Here is a 21,059-nt window from a genome sequence, read left to right as displayed (position 1 = left end):
AAGCCCGACGGAGGCTTGCGCAGGCCCGTTCCGGCGCTAAGTTCGGCGCCATCAAAAAAGGAAACCATCGCCGATGATCGCCGACACCGAGATCCAGACCGCCCTGCCAGCGCTTGCCCCTGGCAACACCGCCGTCATTACCGGCGCCGCCAGCGGCATCGGCCTTGCCGCGGCCAAACGGCTGGCGCTGATGGGCATGAAGATCGTGCTGGCCGACATTGGCGGGCCGCGCCTCGACGATGCCGCGCGGGCCGTCTCCGCGATTGCCGGTGACGACGCCGTGCTTGCCGTCGCATCGGACGTTTCGAAGGCCGATGAGGTCGATCGCCTCGCCGACCGGGCATTCGGCGCCTTCGGCGAGGTCTCGCTGCTGATGAACAATGCCGGTGTCGGCGACAACCCCGGAAAGCCCTGGGAAAACCGCGACGGCTGGAAGCGGCTGCTCGACATCAATTTCTGGGGCGTGGTGCATGGCGTCGAAGCTTTCGCGCCGCGCATGCTGGCGTCGGCCAAGCCGGGCCTGATCGTCAACACCGGCTCCAAGCAAGGCATCACCACACCGCCCGGCAACCTCGCCTACAACGTTTCCAAGGCTGGCGTGAAAACCTTTACCGAGGGCTTGGCGCATGCGCTGCGCAATGAACCCGGCGCCCGCCTGTCGGCGCATCTGCTCATCCCCGGCTTCACCTATACCGGCCTGACCGAGGGCGCGACCGAAAAGCCGGCGGGAGCGTGGACGGGCGAACAGGTGATCGATTTCATGCTGGAATCGCTGGTCGGGGGCGACTTCTATATCCTGTGTCCCGACAATGAGGCGGCGCGACCCATGGACGAAAAGCGCATGGCCTGGGCGATCGGCGACATCATCGAAAACCGCCCTGCCTTGTCGCGCTGGCACCCCGACCACAAGGATGCATTCGCGGCGTTCATGAAGCGATGAGCATGTCCCGAACATTGGCTGCGGTGCGGATCACATAACTCGAACACCGGCGGAACACTCGGGATTGACCGCGGGTTCAGCCGCCGGCGCTTCGTGCTACCTCTTTTTTCGGTTTGCGTTTTGCCGCCACGACTTTCTTTGCGGCCATGGTCGCGACTTTGTCGTCATGCCGCTTCGCCGCGACCTCGCATTTGGCGCGGATCTCCTGGACCTCGGCTTCAGTCAGGTGCTCGATGCCGATGAAGGTGTTTTTGGCCTCGCTGACCCGTATCAATTCGTCGAGCTTGGCCTGGATCGCGGCGCCGTCCCGATTCTGGGTGTTTTGAATGAGAAACACCATCAGGAAGGTGATGATCGTGGTTCCGGTGTTGATCACCAACTGCCAGGTGTCGGAAAAATCGAAGAACGGCCCGCTCACCGCCCAGACGATAACGATCAGGCAACACACCGCAAATGTCAGCGGCAGTCCGGTGAGATGGGCGATCTGGTTGGCGAATTTGGTGAAAAGCTTCTCGATCATGTGGTCCCTCAAAACAGCGCCGCGTCATGCGGTCCGCCGGAAGAAACAACCAGCAGCCATTTCGGGTTCCCGCCGGTAAAAAATACGGCCCACGCAATCGAATGCACGCAAAGCGCGCATCTGGAACAAAACACACCTTATCGGTTTAAGGTCATTGTAGCCGTGCAGGCAAAGAGCCTGTTCCTTCCGCTTCACAGCGGTTTACCTCCAGCCCCTTCCGCTGCGCCACCCCCGCATGGCGGAAGGGGTTTCATTCCGTCAGACGGCGTCGTTTTCCCAGCGGTCGAGGAAAGCCTCGATCGGCATTGCCTGCATGTCGGGAACCGCCCTGGCGAGTTTCTCGACGGGCCAGTCCCACCAGGCGAGAGCTTCGATGCGTGCCGCTATTTCAGGGGCAAAGCGCTGGTTGAGCGGCTTCGCCGGCACGCCGGCAACGATCGTGTAGGACGGCACGTCCCGCGTCACCACCGCATTGGCGCCGACGACGGCGCCATTGCCGATGGCGATCCCAGGCAAGATGACCGCGCCATGGCCGATCCACACATCATGGCCGATGGTCACGGCCTTCGACCGCCGCCGCTCACGGAACGCGGCATCGACGCCCAGCCAGCGGAAATACTCGTTCGGCCGATAGCTGACCTTGTGCTGGGTCAGCCGCTCGATCGGATGCTCCAGCGCATTGATGCGGCTGTTGGCGGCGATCGAGCAGAATTTGCCGATCGTCGTGTAGATCGCCTCGGCATGGCGTTCGAAATAGGAGAAATCGCCGACGATGACCTCGCGCAGCACGACGCGTTCGCCGATCGCGGCGTAGCGGCCAAGCTTGCAGCCCTTCATCTCAGCGGTTGGATGAATGCGCGGCTCGGGATCTTTCGCAACGAGATCTTCAGAACGGTCCATGCCGGCGGCTTTACGTCAGACCGATTGGTCCCGCAAGCGGGGCCAATCGCCAGCCAGAACAGGACAGGGTAGAGTTCGACCCGCCTATTTCGGCTTGCCGTTGCTCCACACCACGTTCTGGCCATAGAGCGGCACCGTCGTAACCGACATCTTGGCCGAGCCGTTCTGGACTTGGCGCGAATGCGACAGATAGATCAGGGTCTCGTTGGCCTTGTCGTAGATGCGGTTCACCACCTGCTTCTTCCAGATCAGGCTGATGCCTTGTTTGAAAACCTCCTCGCCGCCTTCGCTCGTATCAATATCCCCGATGGTGATCGGACCGGTCTGACGGCAGGAGATCGAGGAATCGCTGGGATCCTCGAACCAGTTGCCCTTGTGCAAGCGGTCGATGACACTGCGATCGAAATAGGAAACGTGGCAGGTCACGCCCTCCACTTTCGGATCCTTGATCGCCTCGACGATGATGTCGTTGCCGATCCAGTCGACGCCGACCTTGCCGACTTCCTCGGCAATGGCGCTACCGGCGGCAAGCACGACACACGCGGCCAAGGCACCGCCGATCAGTTTTCGCCCAATCAATCCTCGCCCAATCAATCCTCGTCCGATCAATCCTGGCCCAGTCAATCCCGGCAAAGAATCCTCCTGCGGTTCGAGTTGCCGGGGTCTCAGGTGGGGCCAAGGCTGACACATTGCAAGCCGGAAGGTCGGATCAAACCGCAGGCATCCGCCATAGCCGGTTGCGTCAACGCGGCATCTTTGCGTGTACCCCGTCGAACCGCTAAGACTGTGGCCTACAACGGGTGCATGGTTCTGGCCGGCGCGCCGTGACATTACGGACGGACTTTTTTGATGATGCGTTCTATCCTGGTCGGCATTCTCGTTCTGATGGCGGCCGGCATCGGCTGGCTGACCTTCGACTGGTATCGCGGTCACTATGGCGGCGAACCGTTCGGCGCGCCCTTTACCCTGGTCGACCAGAAAGGCGCACCGATCACCGAGGCCGCTTTCCGGGGCCAGCCCAGCGTCGTCTTCTTCGGCTTCACCCACTGCCCCGAAGTCTGCCCGACCACGCTGTTCGAACTCTCCGGCTGGCTGAAGACGCTCGGCGACGACGGCAAGAACCTGCATGCCTATTTCGTCTCGGTCGATCCGGAGCGCGATACGCCGCCGGTGATGGACGCCTATGTCAGCAATTTCTCCGACCGCATCACCGGCATTACCGGCGATCCGGACAAGGTCCATGCCATGGCCAAGGCGTTCGGCATCTATTGGAAGAAGGTCGATACCGGCGACGGCGATTACACCATGGACCACACCGCCTCGGTCCTGCTGCTCAACGCCAAGGGCGACTTCGCGGGCACGATCGCCTATGGCGAGAATGCCAGCACCGCCGTGGAGAAGCTGAAGCGCCTCGCCGCGAAGGGCTGACAAGAATTCACATGACCCAGACGCGGCTCCATTTCACCACCGGAAAGATCGAGGCCGAGCGCATCTTCGCGGCGCTCGAAACGGCCTTCGAGGATGAGGGCCTGCCGATCGCCGTGCTGGAGGTCGATGAAGAGGCCGACATCCACGAGGTCTCGCTCTACGCCGATGGCGACGTCGAAGCGGTCGAGGCGCGGCTGAAGGATGTTCTCGCCGGCCTCGCTTTGTCGAGACCGGTCCAGCGCGAAGCGCTGCCCGACATCGACTGGGTGGCACGGTCCCTGGAAGGGTTGAAGCCGGTGCGCGCCGGCCGTTTCTTCGTCCACGGCGCGCATGACAGCAGGAAGCGCCACAGCGGCGAACTCGCCATCGAGATCGAGGCGGGCCTTGCCTTCGGCACCGGCCATCACGGCACCACCGCGGGCTGCCTCGAAATGCTGGAGAAAGTCGTGCGGCGCGAGCACCCGCGCAACGCGCTCGACCTCGGTACCGGCAGTGCGGTGCTGGCGATCGCCGTCGCCAAGCTGGCACATATTCCGGTGCTGGCCACCGACATCGATCCGGTCGCGGTCAAGGTTGCCGCCGCCAATGCGCGTCTGAATCACGTCAAGGGCCTGATCGAGACGGTGACCGCGCCTGGCTTTCACCACCCGATCTTTGCCAGGCGCGCGCCCTTCGACCTCATCGTCGCCAACATATTGGCGCGGCCGCTGATGCGGCTGGCGCCGCAAATGGCAGGGCATATCACGCTTGGCGGCTCGATCGTGCTGTCAGGCATTCTCGACCGCCAGCGCGACGCTGTGATCTCGGCCTATGTCGGCCAGAATTTCCGCCATGTCAGTACGTTGCACCGCGAAGGCTGGGTGACGATCCATCTCAAGCACTGAGGCCGGCAAGGCGGTTGCCGGCCCTCAACGGTCCCGGTTGCTGGACTTCGATGCGTGTCGGCAAGAGAATGCCGCCGCCTCCTTCATTCATGGCTGGACCAGCCTCATTTGGTTGTCACCCGGCGGACGCTGTAGCAATTTGCACCAGCCGGAAAATCGATTCCGCTTTCCAGGCCCATAGGTTACGGTCGAGCGGATACCAAGGAGGCCCATCATGTTCCAGAGCTTCGATCCCGCGGGCGATCCGGCGGTCGGCAAGCCGCGCGTGGCGCTGCTGCGCCAGTGGCTGGGCGCCAATGGCCTCGACGGCTTCATCGTTCCGCGCGCCGACGAGCACCAGGGCGAATACGTCGCCGACCGGTCGGCACGGCTGAAATGGCTGACCGGCTTCAGCGGCTCGGCCGGTGTCGCCATCGTGCTGCGCGACCGCGCCTTCGTCTTTGTCGACGGGCGCTATACGCTGCAGGTGCGCAATGAGGTCGATCTCGACATCTTTTCGATCGAAAGCCTGGTCGACAATCCGCCCGCCGTCTGGCTCAAGGACAACATCGGCAAGGGCGTGCGCCTGGGCTTCGATCCCTGGCTGCACACGATCGGCGAGGTCAAGGCGCTGCAGGCCTCCGCCGACAAGACCGGCGCGGTGCTGGTGCCACTCGACAGGAACCCGATCGACATCATCTGGAAGGATCAGCCCGCCGCACCCGTGACCCCGGTCGAGTTGCACCCGATCGGCTTTGCCGGCGAACTCGCCAAGGACAAGCTGGCGCGGCTGGCGACGGCAATCGGCAAGGACGGCGCCACCCATGCGGTGCTGACCGACCCATCGTCCATCGCCTGGGCCTTCAACATCCGTGGCGGTGACGTGCCGCACACGCCGCTGGCGCTCGGCTTCGCCATACTCGCCGCCGACGGGTCGCACCAGCTTTTCATGGATCGGCGCAAGTTCTCGCGCCAGGTGGCGGCCTACCTCACCCAGCTCGCCGTTCCGCATGAGCCCGGCGAATTCGAAGCGGCGATCGCCGCACTTGCGAAAAGCGGCGCGAAAATCGCGCTCGATCCGGTGCTGGCCGCCGACCGGCTGCGCATGCTGGTCGAGGACAATGGCGGCACGGTGGTTGCCGCGCCCGACCCTGCCCGCATTCCGCGCGCCACCAAGAACCAGGCCGAGATCAACGGCTCGCGCGCCGCGCATCGCCGCGACGGCGCGGCGGTGGCCAAGCTGTTGTGCTGGCTGGAGCGCCAGAAACCCGGCTCACTCGACGAAATCGCGGTTGTCACCAGGCTCGAAGAAACCCGCCGGCAGACCGGCGAGGAAACGCAGATGCCGCTGCGCGACGTCTCTTTCGACACCATTTCGGGCGCCGGCCCAAACGGCGCCATCATGCATTACCGCGTCTCGCGCGCCACCAGCCGCAAGCTCCAGGCCGGTGAGCTGTTCCTGCTCGATTCCGGCGCGCAATACCAGGACGGCACGACAGACATCACCCGCACCGTGCCGATCGGCCAGCCGACCGAAGAGATGCGCGAGCGCTTCACGCTGGTGCTGAAAGGCATGATCGGCATTTCCACGCTGCGCTTCCCCCCCGGCACGCGCGGCTCGGAGATCGACGCCGTCGCCCGCATGGCGCTGTGGAGGCATGGCTGCGACTTCGCCCATGGCACTGGCCACGGTGTCGGCTCATACCTGGCCGTCCATGAGGGTCCGCAGCGCATCGCCCGCACCGGCACCGAAAAGCTGCTCGAAGGCATGATGCTGTCGAACGAGCCCGGCTACTACAAGGAAGGCGCCTACGGCATCCGCATCGAGAACCTCATCCTGGTGACGCCGGCCGAACAGATCGAGGGCGGCGACATCGCTATGCACGGTTTCGAGACGCTGACGCTGGCCCCGATCGACGTCAGGCTGGTGCGATCGGATCTGCTGACGCGCGACGAATTGCACTGGCTCGACGCCTACCACGCCCGCGTGCTGGCCGAGATCGGTCCGATGCTCGACGGCGAAACGCTGGCCTGGCTGGAAAAGGCGACGGCGCCGCTGCCGCACGACGCGAAGATTTGATTTTCTGAAGCGCTGAAGGGCGTGTCGAGGTTCAGGCCAGGCCGGTTCGAAAACGGTTGATACGGAGAACCGGATTGGAGCACCGAAGCGCAGCTATCAGCCGTCTGCGGGCCGGAATCACCTGGATATCGATACGCCCTACCCGACGAACTGCCGCGCTACAATCAACACCGCCGCGCCCGCCAGAAACATCGCCATCAGCCCGCCACGCAGCGCCACCAGCGCGGAGACGACCAGCGCTGCCCACTCCGCCGGGCCCGCGCCGAGCGCCGCCGGCGCCACCAGCGTCGTCAGCACCGCCGCAGGCACGGCGTTGAGCCCGGCCTCGACCCGCGGATGGATGTGATCGAAACGCGAGATGACCAGATGCCCGCCAATACGGGTGAGATAGGTGGCGATGGCGCCGGCGATGATGATCCAGAAGGTCGTGCTCATGGCCTTGTCTCCACACCGCTGTGATGCGGCGGCAGGACGACGGCGAGCAACACACCGGCGATGGCGCCGATCGAAACGTGCCAGGGCGAACCCACTGTCTGGTAGGCGATGATCGAGGCGCAGGCACTGGCGACGACCACCGGCAGCCACAGCGGCCGCTTGCGGAAGCCCATCACGAGGCCAAGGAAATAGATCGGCAGCAGGAAATCGATGCCCAGGGCATGGGGATCGGGAATGAGCTTTCCAAACAGCGCGCCGAGCGCGCTTTCGATGGTCCAGAATACATAGACCGGCAGCCCAAGTCCCAGATACCAGGCAAAGCCGACGGTCTGGCCCGACTGGGCCCTGGCCTCGGCGACGGCGAATTGCGGATCGGTGAGGATGAAGAAACCGAGCGCCTGCTGCACCCCGGACCAGTGCGCGATGCGCCGGCCAATGCCGGCGGAATAGAGCACGTGGCGGAAATTGACGGCGAAGATCGACAGCACGATCAGCCACGGCGCGACATGCTGGCCGAACAGTTCTATGCCGACCATCTGGCTGGCGCCGCCGAAGATCAGCGCGCTCATCAGGAAGGCTTCGAAAACGGAAAAGCCGTTGTCGACGGCGATCGCGCCGAACAGCAGCCCGAACGGCGCCGCCGCCACCACGACCGGCATGGAGAGCCGTACGCCTTGCCAGAAATCGCTTTTCGCGCCGTTCTCGGAAATTGCTTGCGCCGACATGTCTCTCCCCGGTCAGAGGGCTGATGTAGGAAGCACTGCCCGGCTTGTCACACGAATTCGCTTGAGCCAAACGATCAGCGGAAATGATCCCTGCTAGGATTTACGCGATATTCTATTGTCGTCCTGGCAGGCATTTGGCAGAAATACACGAGGGGAATTTTAATGATCACTTATGATTTCACCGGCAGGCACGCAGTCGTCACCGGGGCCGGTGGCGGCATGGGCGAGGCGATCACGCTGGCGTTGCTCGATGCCGGCGCGTCGGTCACCGCCATCGACGTCAAGCTACGCCCGACAGCGCTCGCCGCCTATGACGACCGGCTGACCTTCGCCCAGGGCGACCTCACCGACGCCGGCTTTGTTGAACGGACCATCGGCGCTGCGGGCCGCGAACGCGGCGGTATCGACTATCTCGCCAATGTCGCAGGCGTGCTCTGGTTCGGCCGCGACAAGTCGGCCCTCGAGATGGACCTCGACGTCTGGGACCAGGTCTTCAACATCAACCTGAAATCCTTCGTGCACACGGCGCGCGCGGTTGTTCCGCAAATGCGCGCCGGCGGGCGTGGCGGCGCCATGGTGCATTTCTCGACCATCCAGTGGTATCGCGGCGATCCGAAGCCACAGGATGCCTACCAGGCGTCGAAGGCCGGCGTCTGCGCGCTGTCGAAGTCGCTGGCCATGCAGTTGGCCGGCGAGCGCATCCGCTCCAACGCCATCTGCCCGGGCATGGCGCTGACGCCGCTGCAGGCGCGTTGGGACACCGAGGAGAAGCGCGCCGCCGTTGCCGACTACACACCGCTCGGCCGCATCGGCACGCCGCAGGACATGGCCAACGCCGCGCTCTTCCTGCTTTCCGACGCGTCAAGCTACATCACCGGAATAGAGCTGGCCGTCGATGGGGGTCTCCTGATGCGGATGTAGCCCGCCCTGTCCAACGGATCGGAAAACTAACCGGTCACCTTGCCCTGGATCGCTCTGCCCCAGTCGAGCAGCGGCTTGGCGCGTAATGTAAACTCGACAAGCTCGTCGACCAGCGCCGGCGCGTGAATTTCGGTCGGATCGATGACACGCTGGACGACGAAATGCCGGTTGCGCACGGCCTCCGCGAGATCGGCGTCCGCGATCTGCTCAAAACCGCGCGGCGCCCGCTTCATGCGGCCTTCGGTTTCGAATTCAAGGCCGTTTTTCTTCAACGTTGAAAGCAGCTTGCGGAATTCGCCGGGCCGATCGGTGATCGCCTTGCGCATCGCCAGCAAGAGCGGCGGCTCAGGGTTCCACCAGGCCACGTCGGCAAAGCAGCGCTCGAGCCCGATATGCACGTAGAAGACGCCCAGGCCTGTCTTGCTGCCGTCTGGTGACAGAATGGCCGAAACATGCCTGTTGTAGGGACGTTTGTCCTTGGCAAAGCGGACGTCGCGATTGATGCGGAACAGCGATTTCTTGCGGTCGCCGCGCAGACCAAGCCCCGCCGTTGCGAACCGCTCCGTAAGGACCTCGACCAGATCGCCGATCGGCCCATGCAGATCGCTGTCGAAAAGCGCGCGGTTCTCCGCAAACCATTCGCGGCTCTGGTGGAAATCCAGCGCCTTGAAGAACGGAATGGCTTTCGAACCAAAACCTTTGAACGTTCCGTCCGTCACGACTTGCCGACCCGCTGCAGCCAGGTGTCCTCGTCGATGACCTCGACGCCGAGTTCGCTGGCAAGCTTGAGTTTGGAGCCCGCACCCGGTCCCGCCACCAAAAGATCGGTCTTGGCCGAAACCGAACCGGCCACCTTGGCGCCGAGACGTTCGGCCATCGCCTTGGCTTCGGAACGGGTCATCTTTTCCAGTGAACCGGTAAAGACAATCGTCTTGCCGGCAACTTCGCTGTCGGCCGAGACGGTAACGATATAGGGCTTCGGCTTGACCTGTTGCAGCAACTTCTCGAGCACCTCGTCATTGCGCTCGTTGCCGAAGAAATCGCGCAGCGCATCGATCACCGTATCACCAATGCCGTTGATCGACGGGAAGACCGAATGCGGATCCTCCGCCGCCGCCGTCTCCTTGCCGACGCGGATAAGCTCCTCGATGGTCGAGAATGTTCGCGCAAGCACGGCGGCCGTTGTCTCGCCTATATGGCGGATGCCGAGCGCGAAGATGAAGCGGTCGAGCTCCGGCTCGCGGCGCGAATCGATGGCCGCGAACAATTTGTCGAGGCCTTCGTAATTGCGGTCCTCGACGCTGCGCGCATTCTTGCGGGTCTTGCCGGATGCGGCCTCGCGTTGTCTGGCCTGCTCCTCGCGCCGCTCGGCCAGCGCCTTGGTCACGGCGGGGCGGCGCTCCCTGAGCGTGAAGATGTCGGCGGCTGTCTTGATCAAACCCGCATTGAAAAACGTGTCGATGTTCTCCGCGCCCAGGCCTTCGATATCCAGGGCGCCGCGCGACACAAAGTGGCGCAGCCCCTCCACGGCCTGCGCCGGGCAGATCAGTTCGCCCGTGCAGCGGCGGCGCGAATCCTCCTTGCCGGTCTTCTCGTTGATCTCGCGCGTCGCCGGCGAGCCGCAGATCGGGCAAGAGTGCGGGAATTCGTACGGCACGGCATCGGGCGGACGCTTGTCGATGACGACGCTGACGATCTGCGGGATGACGTCCCCTGCCCGCTGGATCACCACCGTGTCGCCGATGCGCACGTCGATGCCGTCGCGGATCGGCTGGCCGGTGCTGTCCAGGCCCTTGATATAATCTTCATTGTGCAGCGTGACGTTCTCCACCACCACGCCGCCGACCGTCACCGGCGCAAGCCGCGCGACCGGCGCCAGCGTGCCGGTTCGGCCGACCTGGATGTCGATCCTCTGCACGGTCGTCATCGCCTGTTCGGCCGGGAATTTGTGCGCGACGGCCCAGCGCGGCTCACCGGTGACGAAACCCCAGCGGCGCTGCAGCTCCAGCTGGTCGACCTTGTAGACGACCCCGTCTATGTCATAGCCGAGCGACGAGCGTTGCTCCTCGATCAGGTGATAATGCGCGACCAGTTCCTCGACCGATTTCGCCCGCACCATCAGCGGGCTGATCTTGAAGCCCCAATCGGCGAATTTCTGCACCGCTTCATACTGCGTTGGTGCCGGATCCGCCGTCGTGTAACCCCACGCGTAGGCAAAGAATTTGAGGTTGCGGCTGGCGGTGACGGATGGATCCTTCTGGCGCAGCGACCCGGCCGCCGTGTTGCGCGGATTGACGTAATCCTGGCCCCCCACAGCCGCCGAGCGCGCCTTGAGCGCCTCGAATTCGGCATAGGTCATATAGACCTCGCCGCGGATCTCGATGGTCTCGGGCCAGCCTGAACCCTTCAGCTTGGCGGGAATGTCGGCGATGGTCCTGAGGTTGGCGGTGATGTCCTCGCCGACAGCGCCGTCGCCGCGCGTCGCGCCTTGCACGAACACGCCCTTTTCGTAACGCAGCGAAGCCGACAGCCCGTCGATCTTCGGTTCGGCGGTGAAGGCAATGTCGAGGTCCTTGTCGCGGTCGAAGAAGCGCCGGCCGCGCTCGATGAAATCGGTGACGTCGGCGTCGGTATAGGCCTTGGCGAGGCTGAGCATCGGCACGGCATGGCGCACCTTGGTGAAGCCTTCCGCCGGGGCGGCACCCACCCTGAGCGAGGGCGAATCCTCACGCACCAGCCCGGGAAAGCGCTCCTCGATGGCAAGATTGCGCCGCCGCAGCGCGTCATAGTCGGCGTCCGTGATCGTGGGCGCGTCCTCGGCATGGTAGCGCCGGTCATGACCGGCGATCTCCTCGGCAAGGCGCTGGAGTTCGGCTTCAGCCTCGCTTTCGCTGAGCGAATCGACAGGTTTTTCGGCCATGCTTTTTGTCCCTGAACGGTGGCGCGTCACAATAGAGCATGATCTTGAAAGGTGGGAACCGGTTTTCGGAAAAGATCATTCCTGAACAGCAGGATGGAGCCATATCCTGACTCGCCCCATGATGCCTGATCGTTTCATGACGCCTGATCGTCTCATGCCGCGTTTGTATTCTCGCGCAGCAGCCGCTCGGCGGCGGCGCGCGCCTCGTCGGTGATCGTGGCGCCGGCCAGCATGCGGGCGATCTCCTCCTGCCGCGCAGTCCTGTCCATCTCGGCAATTCCGGTCGCGACACGGTCGGTGCTGCCCGATTTGGAGATCAGGAAATGTGTTGCCGCGCGCGCCGCCACTTGCGGCGCATGGGTGACGGAAAGCACCTGGACGCGCTTCGACAGCCGCGCCAGCCGCTGGCCGATGGCGTCGGCGACAGCGCCGCCCACCCCGGTGTCGATTTCGTCGAAAACCAATGTCGGCGCCGAGCCACGGTCGGCCAGCGCCACCTTTAACGCCAGGAGAAAGCGCGAAAGCTCGCCGCCGGAGGCAACCTTCATCATCGGCCCGGGCCGCGTGCCAGGATTGGTGCGCACCCAGAACTCGATCTGGTCGATGCCCTCTTCCATGCGCGCCTCGGCCTCGCTCTTCATCTCGACGATAAAGGCCGCGCGTTCGAGCTTCAGCGCCGGCAGTTCGGCCATCACCGCCTTGGTCAGACCGACCGCCGCGGCATGGCGAAGCGAGGACAGCTGTGCGGCGGCGATGTCATAGGCTTCGCGCGCGGCGGCCGCCTGCTTTTCCAAGCCGTGCAGGCGTTCTTCGCCGGCGTCGAGATCGGCGAGATCGGCAACCATCGTGTCGCGCAGCTGCGCCAGGTCGTCGACGGCGACGCTGTGCTTGCGTGACGCCGCGCGCAGCGAAAACAGACGTTCCTCGGCTTTCTCCAGCCGCTGCGGATCATACTCCGTGGCACGAAGCGCGGCCTCGACGCCCGACTGCGCCGCGTCGAGAGACAGCATGGCTTCGTCCAGCGACTTCACCACGTCCTCGAGCAGGCCGGGCGCCTCCGTCGCCTTGCGCTGCAGCCGTCTCAGCAGGCTGGCCAGTTGCGGCAAGGGCGAGGACGGGCCCGACAGCACATCCTGCGCGTCGTGAATTTCGGAAGCGATCTTCTCGGCGCGCATCATGTGGGCACGCAGCTCGGCAAGTTCGGTTTCTTCGCCGGGCTGCGGATCGAGCTTGGTCAGTTCGGCAACCGCGGCGCGCAGATAGTCGGCTTCGCGCGCGGCGGCTTCCACCTTGGCGCGATGGCGCGTCAGTTCCTGCTGGGCGGCGCGCCAGTGCCGCCATGCCTCGCCGGTCGAGCGGACGGCGCCGAGATGGCCGCCGAAAGCATCGAGCACATCGCGATGCGCGCCGGGATCGACCAAGGCGCGCTCGTCATGCTGGCCGTGGATCTCAACCAGCGCGCGGCCGACATCGCGCATCAGCGTCACGGAGGAAGGCTGGTCGTTGACGAACACACGGGTCCGGCCGTCCGCCGTCTGCACGCGCCGCAGGATGACGTCGCCATCATCCTCGATGGCGTTTTCGGCGAGCAGCGCGCGCACCGGATGGTTGCGCGGAACATCGAACACGGCAATGACCTGGCCCTGGGACGCGCCGTGGCGCACCAGCGAGGCATCGCCGCGCGCGCCGAGCGCCAGCGACAGGGCATCGAGCAGGATGGACTTGCCGGCGCCGGTTTCGCCGGTCAGCACGGAAAGGCCCGGCTGGAAGTCGATGTCCAGCTTTTCGATCAGGACGATATCGCGGATCGACAGTCTGGAAAGCATGAGAAACCGGACCTATTGCATGCCGCCCAAAAGTGGACCCGGTTTCGGGATAACGACAGGCACGAAAAACAAAAGGATAAAGCGGCACCCGACAGTTGGAGTCGCAGCGCCGCACTATCTTTTTGTTTGAGCTTCGGATCAATCCGAAAAAGCGCGCTGCGCGCTTCGCTCGGAGGCTCCGCGGTCAGGCGCCGGTGATCAGCTTCCCGGCCTTGGATATCCACGACCCGGCATTTTCACGCGGCGCCAGCCCGTTGCTCTGCAGCAGCTTGTAGGAATCCTTGTACCACGAACTGTCGGGATAGTTGGTACCGAGCACCGCGGCCGCCGTCTGGGCCTCCGAGGTCAAGCCCAACGCGTAATAGCTTTCGGTAAGGCGCGCGAGCGCTTCCTCGACATGGCGGGTGTTGGAATAGTTTTCGACCACGGTGCGGAAGCGTTTGACGGCGGCGATGTACTCGCGGCGCTCCAGATAATAGCGGCCGATCTGCATTTCCTTGCCCGCGAGCTGGTCGTTGGCGAAGCGGATCTTTTCCTTGGCATCGTCGACATATTCCGACGTCGGCCAGCGCGTCACCAGGTCCTGCATCGTCTGCAGGGTCTGGCGTGCTTCCTTCTGGTCCTGCGTCACATCCTTGATCTGGCGATAGTAGCTCAGACCAATGATGTACTGGGCATAGGCCGCGTCATCCGTGGACGGATAGAGAGCCAGGTAGCGCTTCGCCGACTGGATCGCATCGTCGTAGCTGCCCTTTCGATAGTCGGCGAACGCGCCCATCACCATCGATTTGCGGGCCCATTCCGAATAGGGGTGCTGGCGGTCGACCGCGTCGAATTTCTTGCTTGCCTCGTCCAGGCGGCCGGCGTTCAGATTGGCCAGGCCCTGATTGTAGAGAACGTCGGCCGGTTCGGTCTGGTCGACATAGGTCGACAGGTCGATGTCTTTTTCCGACGACATGCAAGCCGCCAGAAAGAGCGATGGAACAACCACCGAAAGCGCCAGGAAAACAGACCGCTGCGGCGCTTTCGATTGACCAACTCGCTTGAAGAACATGATTGGATTGCGCCCTTTCGGCGTTATTTTAATGCTCGTTGCATGCAGTTGTCCCAAAACTGGTCCCCACCTTTGAGCGACATGCACTAATCGACGGCAGCAGCCATAAACCATAACCGCCTTGCCCGGCAACGCTATGTCCAGCCAATCGCGCATTTTTGTGGCGGCGGACCGTGGCGTGAAAATCTACGCAATTTCGCCGATGGATGATGCATTCATGCAACACCCATACCGCCATGGAATCCGAAAAAGATTAAGAAAATCAGATCATCCAGGGCGCATAGAGAGGCGCATTGACGGCGTTCATCTCGGCGGCGCGACCACGCTCACGGCGTGTCGTCTCGACGATCTCGAAGGCGGTGCGGTCCGACAGCAGGCGCCGCAGTGCGGCGGCGTTCAGCCGATGGCCGCCGCGATAGGAGCGGAAACAACCGATGAAGCGCGCGCCGGCCAGCGCCAGGTCGCCCATGGCGTCGAGCGTCTTGTGGCGCACGAACTCATTGGGATAGCGCAGGCCGCCCATATTGATGACGCGGTTGTCGTCACCGATCACCAGGGAATTTTCCAGCGAGGATCCCAGAGCATAGCCGGCGGCCCACAGCCGCTCGACGTCCTTCATGAAGCCGAAGGTGCGGGCCCGCGCGATGTCGCGGCGGAAAATATCGGCGTTGATGTCCGATGCGAAGAGCTGACGGCCGATCGCCGGGCTTTCGAAATCGATCTCGACCTCGAAACGGGTGCCGTCATAGGGCCTGAACTCCGCCCAGGAGGCGCCGTTCTCGATGCGGACCGGCTTGACCACCCTGATATAGCGCCGCTTGACGGCCAGCGTCTCGATGCCGGCCTGGTCTATGGCTTCGACGAACGCCATGGCGCTGCCGTCGAGGATTGGAACCTCGTACCCGTCTATCTCGATGATGACATTGTCGATGCCGAGCCCGAACAGGGCGGCCATGATGTGCTCGACCGTGGCGATGTGCTCGCCCGACGGATCGCCAAGCATGGTGCAAAGGTCGGTGGCGCCGATCTCGGAAAACAGGGCGCGGAACTCACGGCCCTGCCCGTCTCCATTGAGGAGCGCGAACACGATGCCGGTATCGGCATCCGCGGGCAGGAAACTGATGGAAACTTCTTTGCCGCTGTGAACGCCGGTGCCTGTAAGCGACGCGCGCGTCTTCACTGTCGTCTGGTGGTCGTGCAAGACAATCCCCATGAGCCCGTAATGCCTAGGTCCGCTTCTCCAGCCCGAGGGCGCGGCTCTTGTTAAATCGGCAGGCAGGGCGACTTCCCCCGAATCCCGGCAAACCGACTATGGTAGGCAGCGAAGATAGTGTCCCGGCAGGGAGAGTCCAAATCACGGTTTCTTACTCTTTGTAACCGCGAACTGGAACATGTACGACGTCATAGCCCGTTGATTATGCGGCATTTTAAACGTTAACAGGCAAGCAATTTCTTGCCTGCCTGTTAACAATTGTTACAGTCCGTTAACCGCTCAGTTGGCCTGGCGGCGCAGGAACGCCGGAATCTCCAGCTGATCGTCGTCCTGAGTCGCCCTGGTCTGCGGCGTCAGGCGGCCCTGATCGTCCAACTGGCCGCGCCGCGGCGCGTAAAGCTGGGCGTCCTGGCTGGCGAGGCGGCGCACTTCCGGTGCCGCCTGGCGCAGCTTGGGCTCGCGCGGCTGCGCCGGCTGCAGCCGTGCGGGCTCCTCCTCGCGGCGGGTCAGGCCATTGGTCAGGCGCTTCAGGAGGCCCATCGGGCCGCTGTTCTCGTGGTCGGCCGGGCGGCTCTTGGCGTCGACCTCGGCCTTGACGACCGGCGGAAAGTCCTCGACGCGCGGCATGCGCTGCGGCGCCATCGCCACCGGCTGCTGGACTTCACGCAGCATTTCGCGTGGCTGCGGAGCCGGCTGCATCATCTGCTGGACGACCGGCTGCACCATAGGCTGCGGTTGTGCGGGCGGCGCCTGGAAGATCTTGCTCTGCGGGCGGAAATCGTCCGCATGGGCGACAGGAGCCGGACGAGCCTGTGCCATGGCCGCGGCATTGGCTTCGGCCAACTGGATGGCCTCGGCAACCGGATCGGCGGCGCGTGGTTCATACACCGTCTGCTGGACCGGCGCCGGGCGGCTTTCCACAGGGGCGACGGCAGGCCGGGCAGCCTGCTTCGGCGGTGCGGTCCGGATCGAGATCGGCGCGGCGGCGATTTCGGCCGCCGACTTGTCGATGCCGGTGGCTACCACCGAGACGCGGATGACGCCTTCGAGTTCCTCGTCGAACGTGGCGCCCAGGATGATGTTGGCGTCCTGGTCGACTTCCTCGCGGATGCGGGTCGCCGCTTCGTCGACTTCGAACAGGGTCAGGTCGCGGCCGCCGGTGATCGAGATCAGCAAGCCCTTGGCGCCCTTCATCGAGGTCTCGTCGAGCAGCGGGTTGGCGATCGCGGCTTCCGCCGCCGCCATCGCGCGGCCCTCGCCCGAAGCCTCGCCGGTGCCCATCATCGCCTTGCCCATCTCGCGCATCACCGAACGCACGTCGGCGAAGTCGAGGTTGATCAGGCCTTCCTTGACCATCAGGTCGGTGATGCAGGCCACACCGGAGTAGAGCACCTGGTCCGCCATCGCGAAGGCGTCCGCGAAGGTGGTCTTGTCATTGGCCAGCCGGAACAGGTTCTGGTTGGGGATGACGATCAAGGTGTCGACGCATTTCTGCAGCTCCTCGATGCCGAAGTCGGCCGTCTTCATGCGGCGCTGGCCTTCGAAATGGAACGGCTTGGTGACGACGCCGACAGTGAGAATGCCCTTCTCGCGCGCTGCGCGGGCAACAACCGGAGCAGCACCCGTACCGGTGCCGCCGCCCATGCCGGCGGTAACGAAGCACATATGGGTGTTGGTGAGATGGTCGAGAATCTCGTCGATGCACTCTTCCGCCGCCGCGCGGCCGACTTCCGGCTGCGATCCGGCACCGAGCCCCTCGGTGACATGCGCGCCAAGCTGGATCAGCCGAGAGGCCTTCGACATGGTCAGCGCCTGCGCGTCGGTGTTGGCCACGACGAACTCGACACCGCGCAGTCCGGCGGTGATCATGTTGTTCACGGCATTGCCGCCGCCGCCGCCCACACCGAACACGGTGATGCGCGGCTTAAGCTCGGTGATGTCCGGCTTCTGCAGATTGATAGTCATTGTCTCCGTCCTTTGCCTTTCACGCCGCTTCGCCGCCGCGGCCGCCTATGGGGCTGTCCCCGTCAATTAGAAACTGTCTCTCAACCACTGACTCATGCGATGCAGTTTTCCACCCGTTCCGGTCATTCTGAGACCGGAAATGCCTTTCGCCGGATGGCTCTCGAAGCTCGCCATCTGCGGATAGATCAGAAGCCCGACCGCGGCCGAGAAAGCCGGGCCTTTCGCCGCTTCGGGCAGGCCCGCCACGCCGAGCGGGCGACCGATGCGTACATTGCGCCCCAGGATGCGGCGCGCCGCTTCCGGCAGGCCGGCCAGCTGGCTGGCGCCGCCGGTGAGCACGACGCGCTTGCCGACCGCATTGCCGTAGCCGGACTTGTTCAACCGGTCACGCAGGAGTTCGAGCGTCTCGTCGATGCGGGCGCGCACGATGCGCGTCATCACCGAACGCGGGATCTGCAGCGGCACGTCGCCATCGTCGCCGATCGGCTGGATCGAGACCAGGTCGCGGTCGTCGGCGCTGCCCGGCAGCGCCGAGCCGTGCATCACCTTCAGCCGTTCGGCGGCGTCGAGCGAGGTCGAAAGTCCCTTGGCCATGTCGAGCGTCACATGGTTGCCGCCGATGGCGATGGCGTCGCCATGGACGAACTTGCCTTCCGAAAACACCGAGATCGTCGTCGTGCCGCCGCCCATGTCGATGCAGGCGGCTCCGAGTTCCAGCTCGTCGTCGACCAGTGCCGCCAGCCCGCTGGCATAGGGCGTCGCCACCATGCGCTCGACCGACAAATGCGAGCGGTTGATGGAGAGCTCCAGATTGCGCATCGGCGCCGCATCGCCCGTCAGCACATGCATGTCGACGCCAAGCGTGTCGCCCACCATGCCGCGCGGATCGCGCACGCCACGCTCGGCATCGAGCGAGAAGCCGACGGGCAGCGAATGGACCACCTCGCGCTCGGCCTTCAGCGCCTGCTTGGCACCGGCGCCGAGCACGCGCTTGATGTCGGCTTCGTCGGCTTCGTGGCCGCCAAGATTGATGGTCGCCGAGAAGCTTTCGCTCTTCAGCCGGCCGGCGGTCATGTTGACGATCAGCGAATCGACCGTCAGCCCGGCCATGCGTTCGGCGGCATCGACGGAGAGGCGAATGGCATGCTCGGCCCGGTCGAGATCGACGATGACGCCGGACTTCACCCCTTGCGATTTCTGGTGGCCGATGCCGATGACCTGGATGCGATGCGAGCGGCCGCGCAGGAGCTTGCCGTCATCGTTCGGCTTCAGCTTGGCCACCATGCAGCAGACCTTGTTCGAGCCGACATCCAGCACCGTCAGGGTGCCCGACCGGCGCGACGAGGCATCGCCAGAACCGCCAAGCCAGCTCATATCTTCGTCTCCGGCTTGCGCTTCAGGGTTTTCGGCTTCTCGTTGAGCGCGGCTTCGCGCTGCGTCGCCGCCTGCGGCGTCAGCTCCACGACCAGCCGGTCTGTCAGGCGCATGTCGACGGCGGCGATGTCGCGCGACAACAGCCCCTTGTCATGGTCCATCTTGACGAGTTCGGCGAGCGCCTGGTCCTCGTCATCCTCGGGCAACTTGATGGTGATGCCGTTGTCCAGCTTCAGGTCCCAGCGCCGTTCGCCAACGCGGACATAGCCTTTGATGCGGCCGGCGAGGTCGGGATAGTGTTCGATCCTGGCCAGGAAATCGGGCGCCTTGGCGGGCGCGCCGGTGCCGATCAACAGCGGCAGGAGCACCTGCTTGCCGCCCGAGAACGGCGCGATGACGGCGCCATCCTTCTCGATGACGGAGAGGTCGTTGCCCTGCTGCCAGAGCGCGAAAGCCGCACGCTCCTCGACGCGCACTTCCAGCGTGTGCGGATAGACCTTGCGCACCGCGGCAACCTGGATCCAGGGCAAGGTGGCGATACGCTCCCGCGCGGCCTCGGCGTCGAAGCCGATCAGCGACGTCCAGCCATCGAGTTCCAGCCTGTCGAGAATGTCGATCTCCGAAGTCTGGCGGTTGCCGACCACCTTGACCTGGTCGACCGCGAAGCCGGTGCGGGCGGTGATGCTTTGAATGATCCCGTCGGCGTGACCGCCGAGGTAGGCGCCATAGGCGCCACTCGACACCAGCAGCACCGACGACATGATCGCGGCGGAGAAGCGCGGCGCCTGGAATTCACCATCGCCCAGGCGCGTCAGGATGCGTACCGGGCGGCGAAGCACGCGCGGCAGAACGAAATGGTCCAACGACAATGGCAGGCCGAACAGCGACGGCCCGGCCGCGCCCCTCACCTTACCCTGTCCCCATTTCAACGCAGACACGAAGCGTCCTCCACCATCCAACTCAACAATTCACCAAACGAATGCCCGGCATGGGCGGCAATTTCAGGCACCAGAGACGTCGGCGTCATGCCTGGCTGAGTGTTGACCTCGAGCCATACAACCTCGCCATTTTCGGAGTGACGATCGTCATAACGGAAGTCCGACCGGGAAACGCCCCGACAGCCGACAGCTTGGTGAGCCTTGAGCGCCAGTGTCTGTATTTTTTGGTAAATATTCGGTGAAACTTTTGCGGGGCATTCGTGTTTTGATCCCCCCGCGACATATTTTGAATCATAGTCGTAGAAGGAATGGCCCGTCGGGATGATCTCGCAGACGCCAAGCGCCACATCGCCCATGACAGCGCAGGTCAGCTCGCGCCCATGGATGTAGCGCTCGACCATGACGGTATCGCCATATTTCCATTCGGACGACCCGATTACCTGCGGCGGGTGCGATTGCCCCTCCGACACGATGACGACGCCAAAGCTCGACCCCTCGCTGACCGGTTTGACCACATAGGGCGGCTTCATCGGATGCTTGTTCTGGATGGAGAACCGATTGGAGACCTTCGATTCGGCAACGGGGACGCCGACCGATTTGACGACCTTCTTCGCCTGCTCCTTGTTCATGGCAAGCGCCGAGGCGAGCACGCCGGAATGACTGTAGGGAATGCCGAGATATTCGAGGATGCCCTGGATGGTACCGTCCTCACCAAAAGGCCCATGCAGCGCATTGAAGGCGACGTCAGGCTTGAGCTCGGCAAGCACCGAGCCGACATCGCGCCCGACATCGACGCGGGTGACCTGGTAACCCTCCTGCTCCAGCGCATCGGCACAGGCCTTTCCGGAAGACAGAGACACGGGCCGCTCGGACGAGAAACCTCCCAGCAATACGGCCACATGCTTGCTTTTCATTCCCCGTCATCCCCTCTCACCGCGGACCAAAAACGCAAGATTT

General features: G+C 63.9%; 19 protein-coding genes. 5 read left to right on the top strand and 14 right to left on the bottom strand.

Features of this window, described 5'->3' with window-relative positions:
* Positions 1-73 precede the first annotated feature (73 nt).
* On the top strand, positions 74-940 hold the full coding sequence (locus tag FJ936_RS24685) for an SDR family NAD(P)-dependent oxidoreductase (RefSeq protein ID WP_140660925.1): 867 nt from the start codon (positions 74-76) through the stop codon (positions 938-940).
* Between the two features lie 76 nt (positions 941-1,016).
* Here FJ936_RS24685 and FJ936_RS24680 read toward each other — a convergent pair whose 3' ends face one another.
* From FJ936_RS24680 to FJ936_RS24670, 3 genes are all read right to left on the bottom strand, one after another.
* Positions 1,017-1,460 (bottom strand): low affinity iron permease family protein, encoded by a 444-nt coding sequence (locus FJ936_RS24680; protein ID WP_015317230.1) that lies wholly within the window; start codon positions 1,458-1,460, stop codon positions 1,017-1,019.
* A 258-nt stretch (positions 1,461-1,718) separates the two neighbouring features.
* Positions 1,719-2,360 (bottom strand): DapH/DapD/GlmU-related protein, encoded by a 642-nt coding sequence (locus FJ936_RS24675; protein WP_140789223.1) that lies wholly within the window; start codon positions 2,358-2,360, stop codon positions 1,719-1,721.
* Between the two features lie 84 nt (positions 2,361-2,444).
* On the bottom strand, positions 2,445-2,936 hold the full coding sequence (locus tag FJ936_RS24670; protein WP_167331157.1) for a CreA family protein: 492 nt from the start codon (positions 2,934-2,936) through the stop codon (positions 2,445-2,447).
* A gap of 273 nt (positions 2,937-3,209) precedes the next feature.
* On the opposite strand from FJ936_RS24670, the gene FJ936_RS24665 reads away from it, so the two are divergent.
* The 3 genes from FJ936_RS24665 (at position 3,210) to FJ936_RS24655 (ending at position 6,731) form a co-directional block, all read left to right on the top strand.
* The gene (locus tag FJ936_RS24665; RefSeq protein ID WP_140789221.1) at positions 3,210-3,788 is read left to right on the top strand and encodes an SCO family protein; all 579 of its coding nucleotides are present in this window, start codon (positions 3,210-3,212) and stop codon (positions 3,786-3,788) included.
* A gap of 11 nt (positions 3,789-3,799) precedes the next feature.
* Positions 3,800-4,672 (top strand): 50S ribosomal protein L11 methyltransferase, encoded by an 873-nt coding sequence (locus tag FJ936_RS24660; RefSeq protein ID WP_140789219.1) that lies wholly within the window; start codon positions 3,800-3,802, stop codon positions 4,670-4,672.
* A gap of 214 nt (positions 4,673-4,886) precedes the next feature.
* Entirely contained in the window at positions 4,887-6,731 is a 1,845-nt protein-coding gene (locus tag FJ936_RS24655; protein ID WP_141907116.1) for an aminopeptidase P family protein, read from the top strand.
* A 138-nt stretch (positions 6,732-6,869) separates the two neighbouring features.
* Here FJ936_RS24655 and FJ936_RS24650 read toward each other — a convergent pair whose 3' ends face one another.
* Together FJ936_RS24650 and FJ936_RS24645 are read right to left on the bottom strand one after the other, a co-directional pair.
* Positions 6,870-7,166, bottom strand: a complete 297-nt coding sequence (locus FJ936_RS24650) for an AzlD family protein (RefSeq protein WP_023769676.1) — start codon at positions 7,164-7,166, stop codon at positions 6,870-6,872.
* Entirely contained in the window at positions 7,163-7,891 is a 729-nt protein-coding gene (locus FJ936_RS24645; RefSeq protein WP_140789215.1) for an AzlC family ABC transporter permease, read from the bottom strand. Before FJ936_RS24645 ends, FJ936_RS24650 begins: the two co-directional genes overlap by 4 nt.
* A 162-nt stretch (positions 7,892-8,053) precedes the next feature.
* Between FJ936_RS24645 and FJ936_RS24640 the strand changes: the two genes are divergently transcribed.
* Positions 8,054-8,812, top strand: a complete 759-nt coding sequence (locus FJ936_RS24640; RefSeq protein WP_140789213.1) for an SDR family oxidoreductase — start codon at positions 8,054-8,056, stop codon at positions 8,810-8,812.
* A 26-nt stretch (positions 8,813-8,838) separates the two neighbouring features.
* On the opposite strand, the gene FJ936_RS24635 is transcribed toward FJ936_RS24640, so the two are convergent.
* The 9 genes from FJ936_RS24635 to FJ936_RS24595 all read right to left on the bottom strand — a co-directional run bounded on the left by FJ936_RS24635 (position 8,839) and on the right by FJ936_RS24595 (position 21,016).
* Positions 8,839-9,531, bottom strand: coding sequence for a TIGR02453 family protein (locus FJ936_RS24635; RefSeq protein WP_140789211.1), 693 nt, complete (start codon positions 9,529-9,531; stop codon positions 8,839-8,841).
* On the bottom strand, positions 9,528-11,732 hold the full coding sequence (gene ligA, locus FJ936_RS24630) for an NAD-dependent DNA ligase LigA (protein WP_140789209.1): 2,205 nt from the start codon (positions 11,730-11,732) through the stop codon (positions 9,528-9,530). Before ligA ends, FJ936_RS24635 begins: the two co-directional genes overlap by 4 nt.
* Before the next feature lie 152 nt (positions 11,733-11,884).
* Entirely contained in the window at positions 11,885-13,558 is a 1,674-nt protein-coding gene (gene recN / locus FJ936_RS24625) for a DNA repair protein RecN (RefSeq protein ID WP_140714589.1), read from the bottom strand.
* Positions 13,559-13,742: 184 nt separating this feature from the next.
* A complete protein-coding gene (locus tag FJ936_RS24620) occupies positions 13,743-14,612 on the bottom strand; it encodes an outer membrane protein assembly factor BamD (protein WP_015317218.1) in 870 nt (289 codons plus the stop codon).
* 262 nt (positions 14,613-14,874) lie between these two features.
* The gene (gene lpxC / locus FJ936_RS24615; RefSeq protein WP_015317217.1) at positions 14,875-15,825 is read right to left on the bottom strand and encodes a UDP-3-O-acyl-N-acetylglucosamine deacetylase; all 951 of its coding nucleotides are present in this window, start codon (positions 15,823-15,825) and stop codon (positions 14,875-14,877) included.
* A 279-nt stretch (positions 15,826-16,104) separates the two neighbouring features.
* Positions 16,105-17,790, bottom strand: a complete 1,686-nt coding sequence (ftsZ, locus tag FJ936_RS24610) for a cell division protein FtsZ (protein WP_015317216.1) — start codon at positions 17,788-17,790, stop codon at positions 16,105-16,107.
* Positions 17,791-17,856: 66 nt separating this feature from the next.
* On the bottom strand, positions 17,857-19,164 hold the full coding sequence (ftsA, locus tag FJ936_RS24605) for a cell division protein FtsA (protein WP_015317215.1): 1,308 nt from the start codon (positions 19,162-19,164) through the stop codon (positions 17,857-17,859).
* Positions 19,161-20,102 carry a cell division protein FtsQ/DivIB gene (locus tag FJ936_RS24600; protein WP_140822250.1) on the bottom strand — a complete coding sequence of 314 codons (942 nt, stop codon included), beginning with the start codon at positions 20,100-20,102 and terminating at the stop codon, positions 19,161-19,163. Before FJ936_RS24600 ends, ftsA begins: the two co-directional genes overlap by 4 nt.
* Entirely contained in the window at positions 20,090-21,016 is a 927-nt protein-coding gene (locus FJ936_RS24595) for a D-alanine--D-alanine ligase (RefSeq protein ID WP_141907115.1), read from the bottom strand. Before FJ936_RS24595 ends, FJ936_RS24600 begins: the two co-directional genes overlap by 13 nt.
* Positions 21,017-21,059: the final 43 nt, after the last annotated feature.

This window comes from Mesorhizobium sp. B2-4-13, assembly GCF_006658535.1.
Classification (GTDB): Bacteria; Pseudomonadota; Alphaproteobacteria; order Rhizobiales; family Rhizobiaceae; genus Mesorhizobium; species Mesorhizobium australicum.
This window is presented reverse-complemented; position numbering and strand designations above follow the sequence as displayed.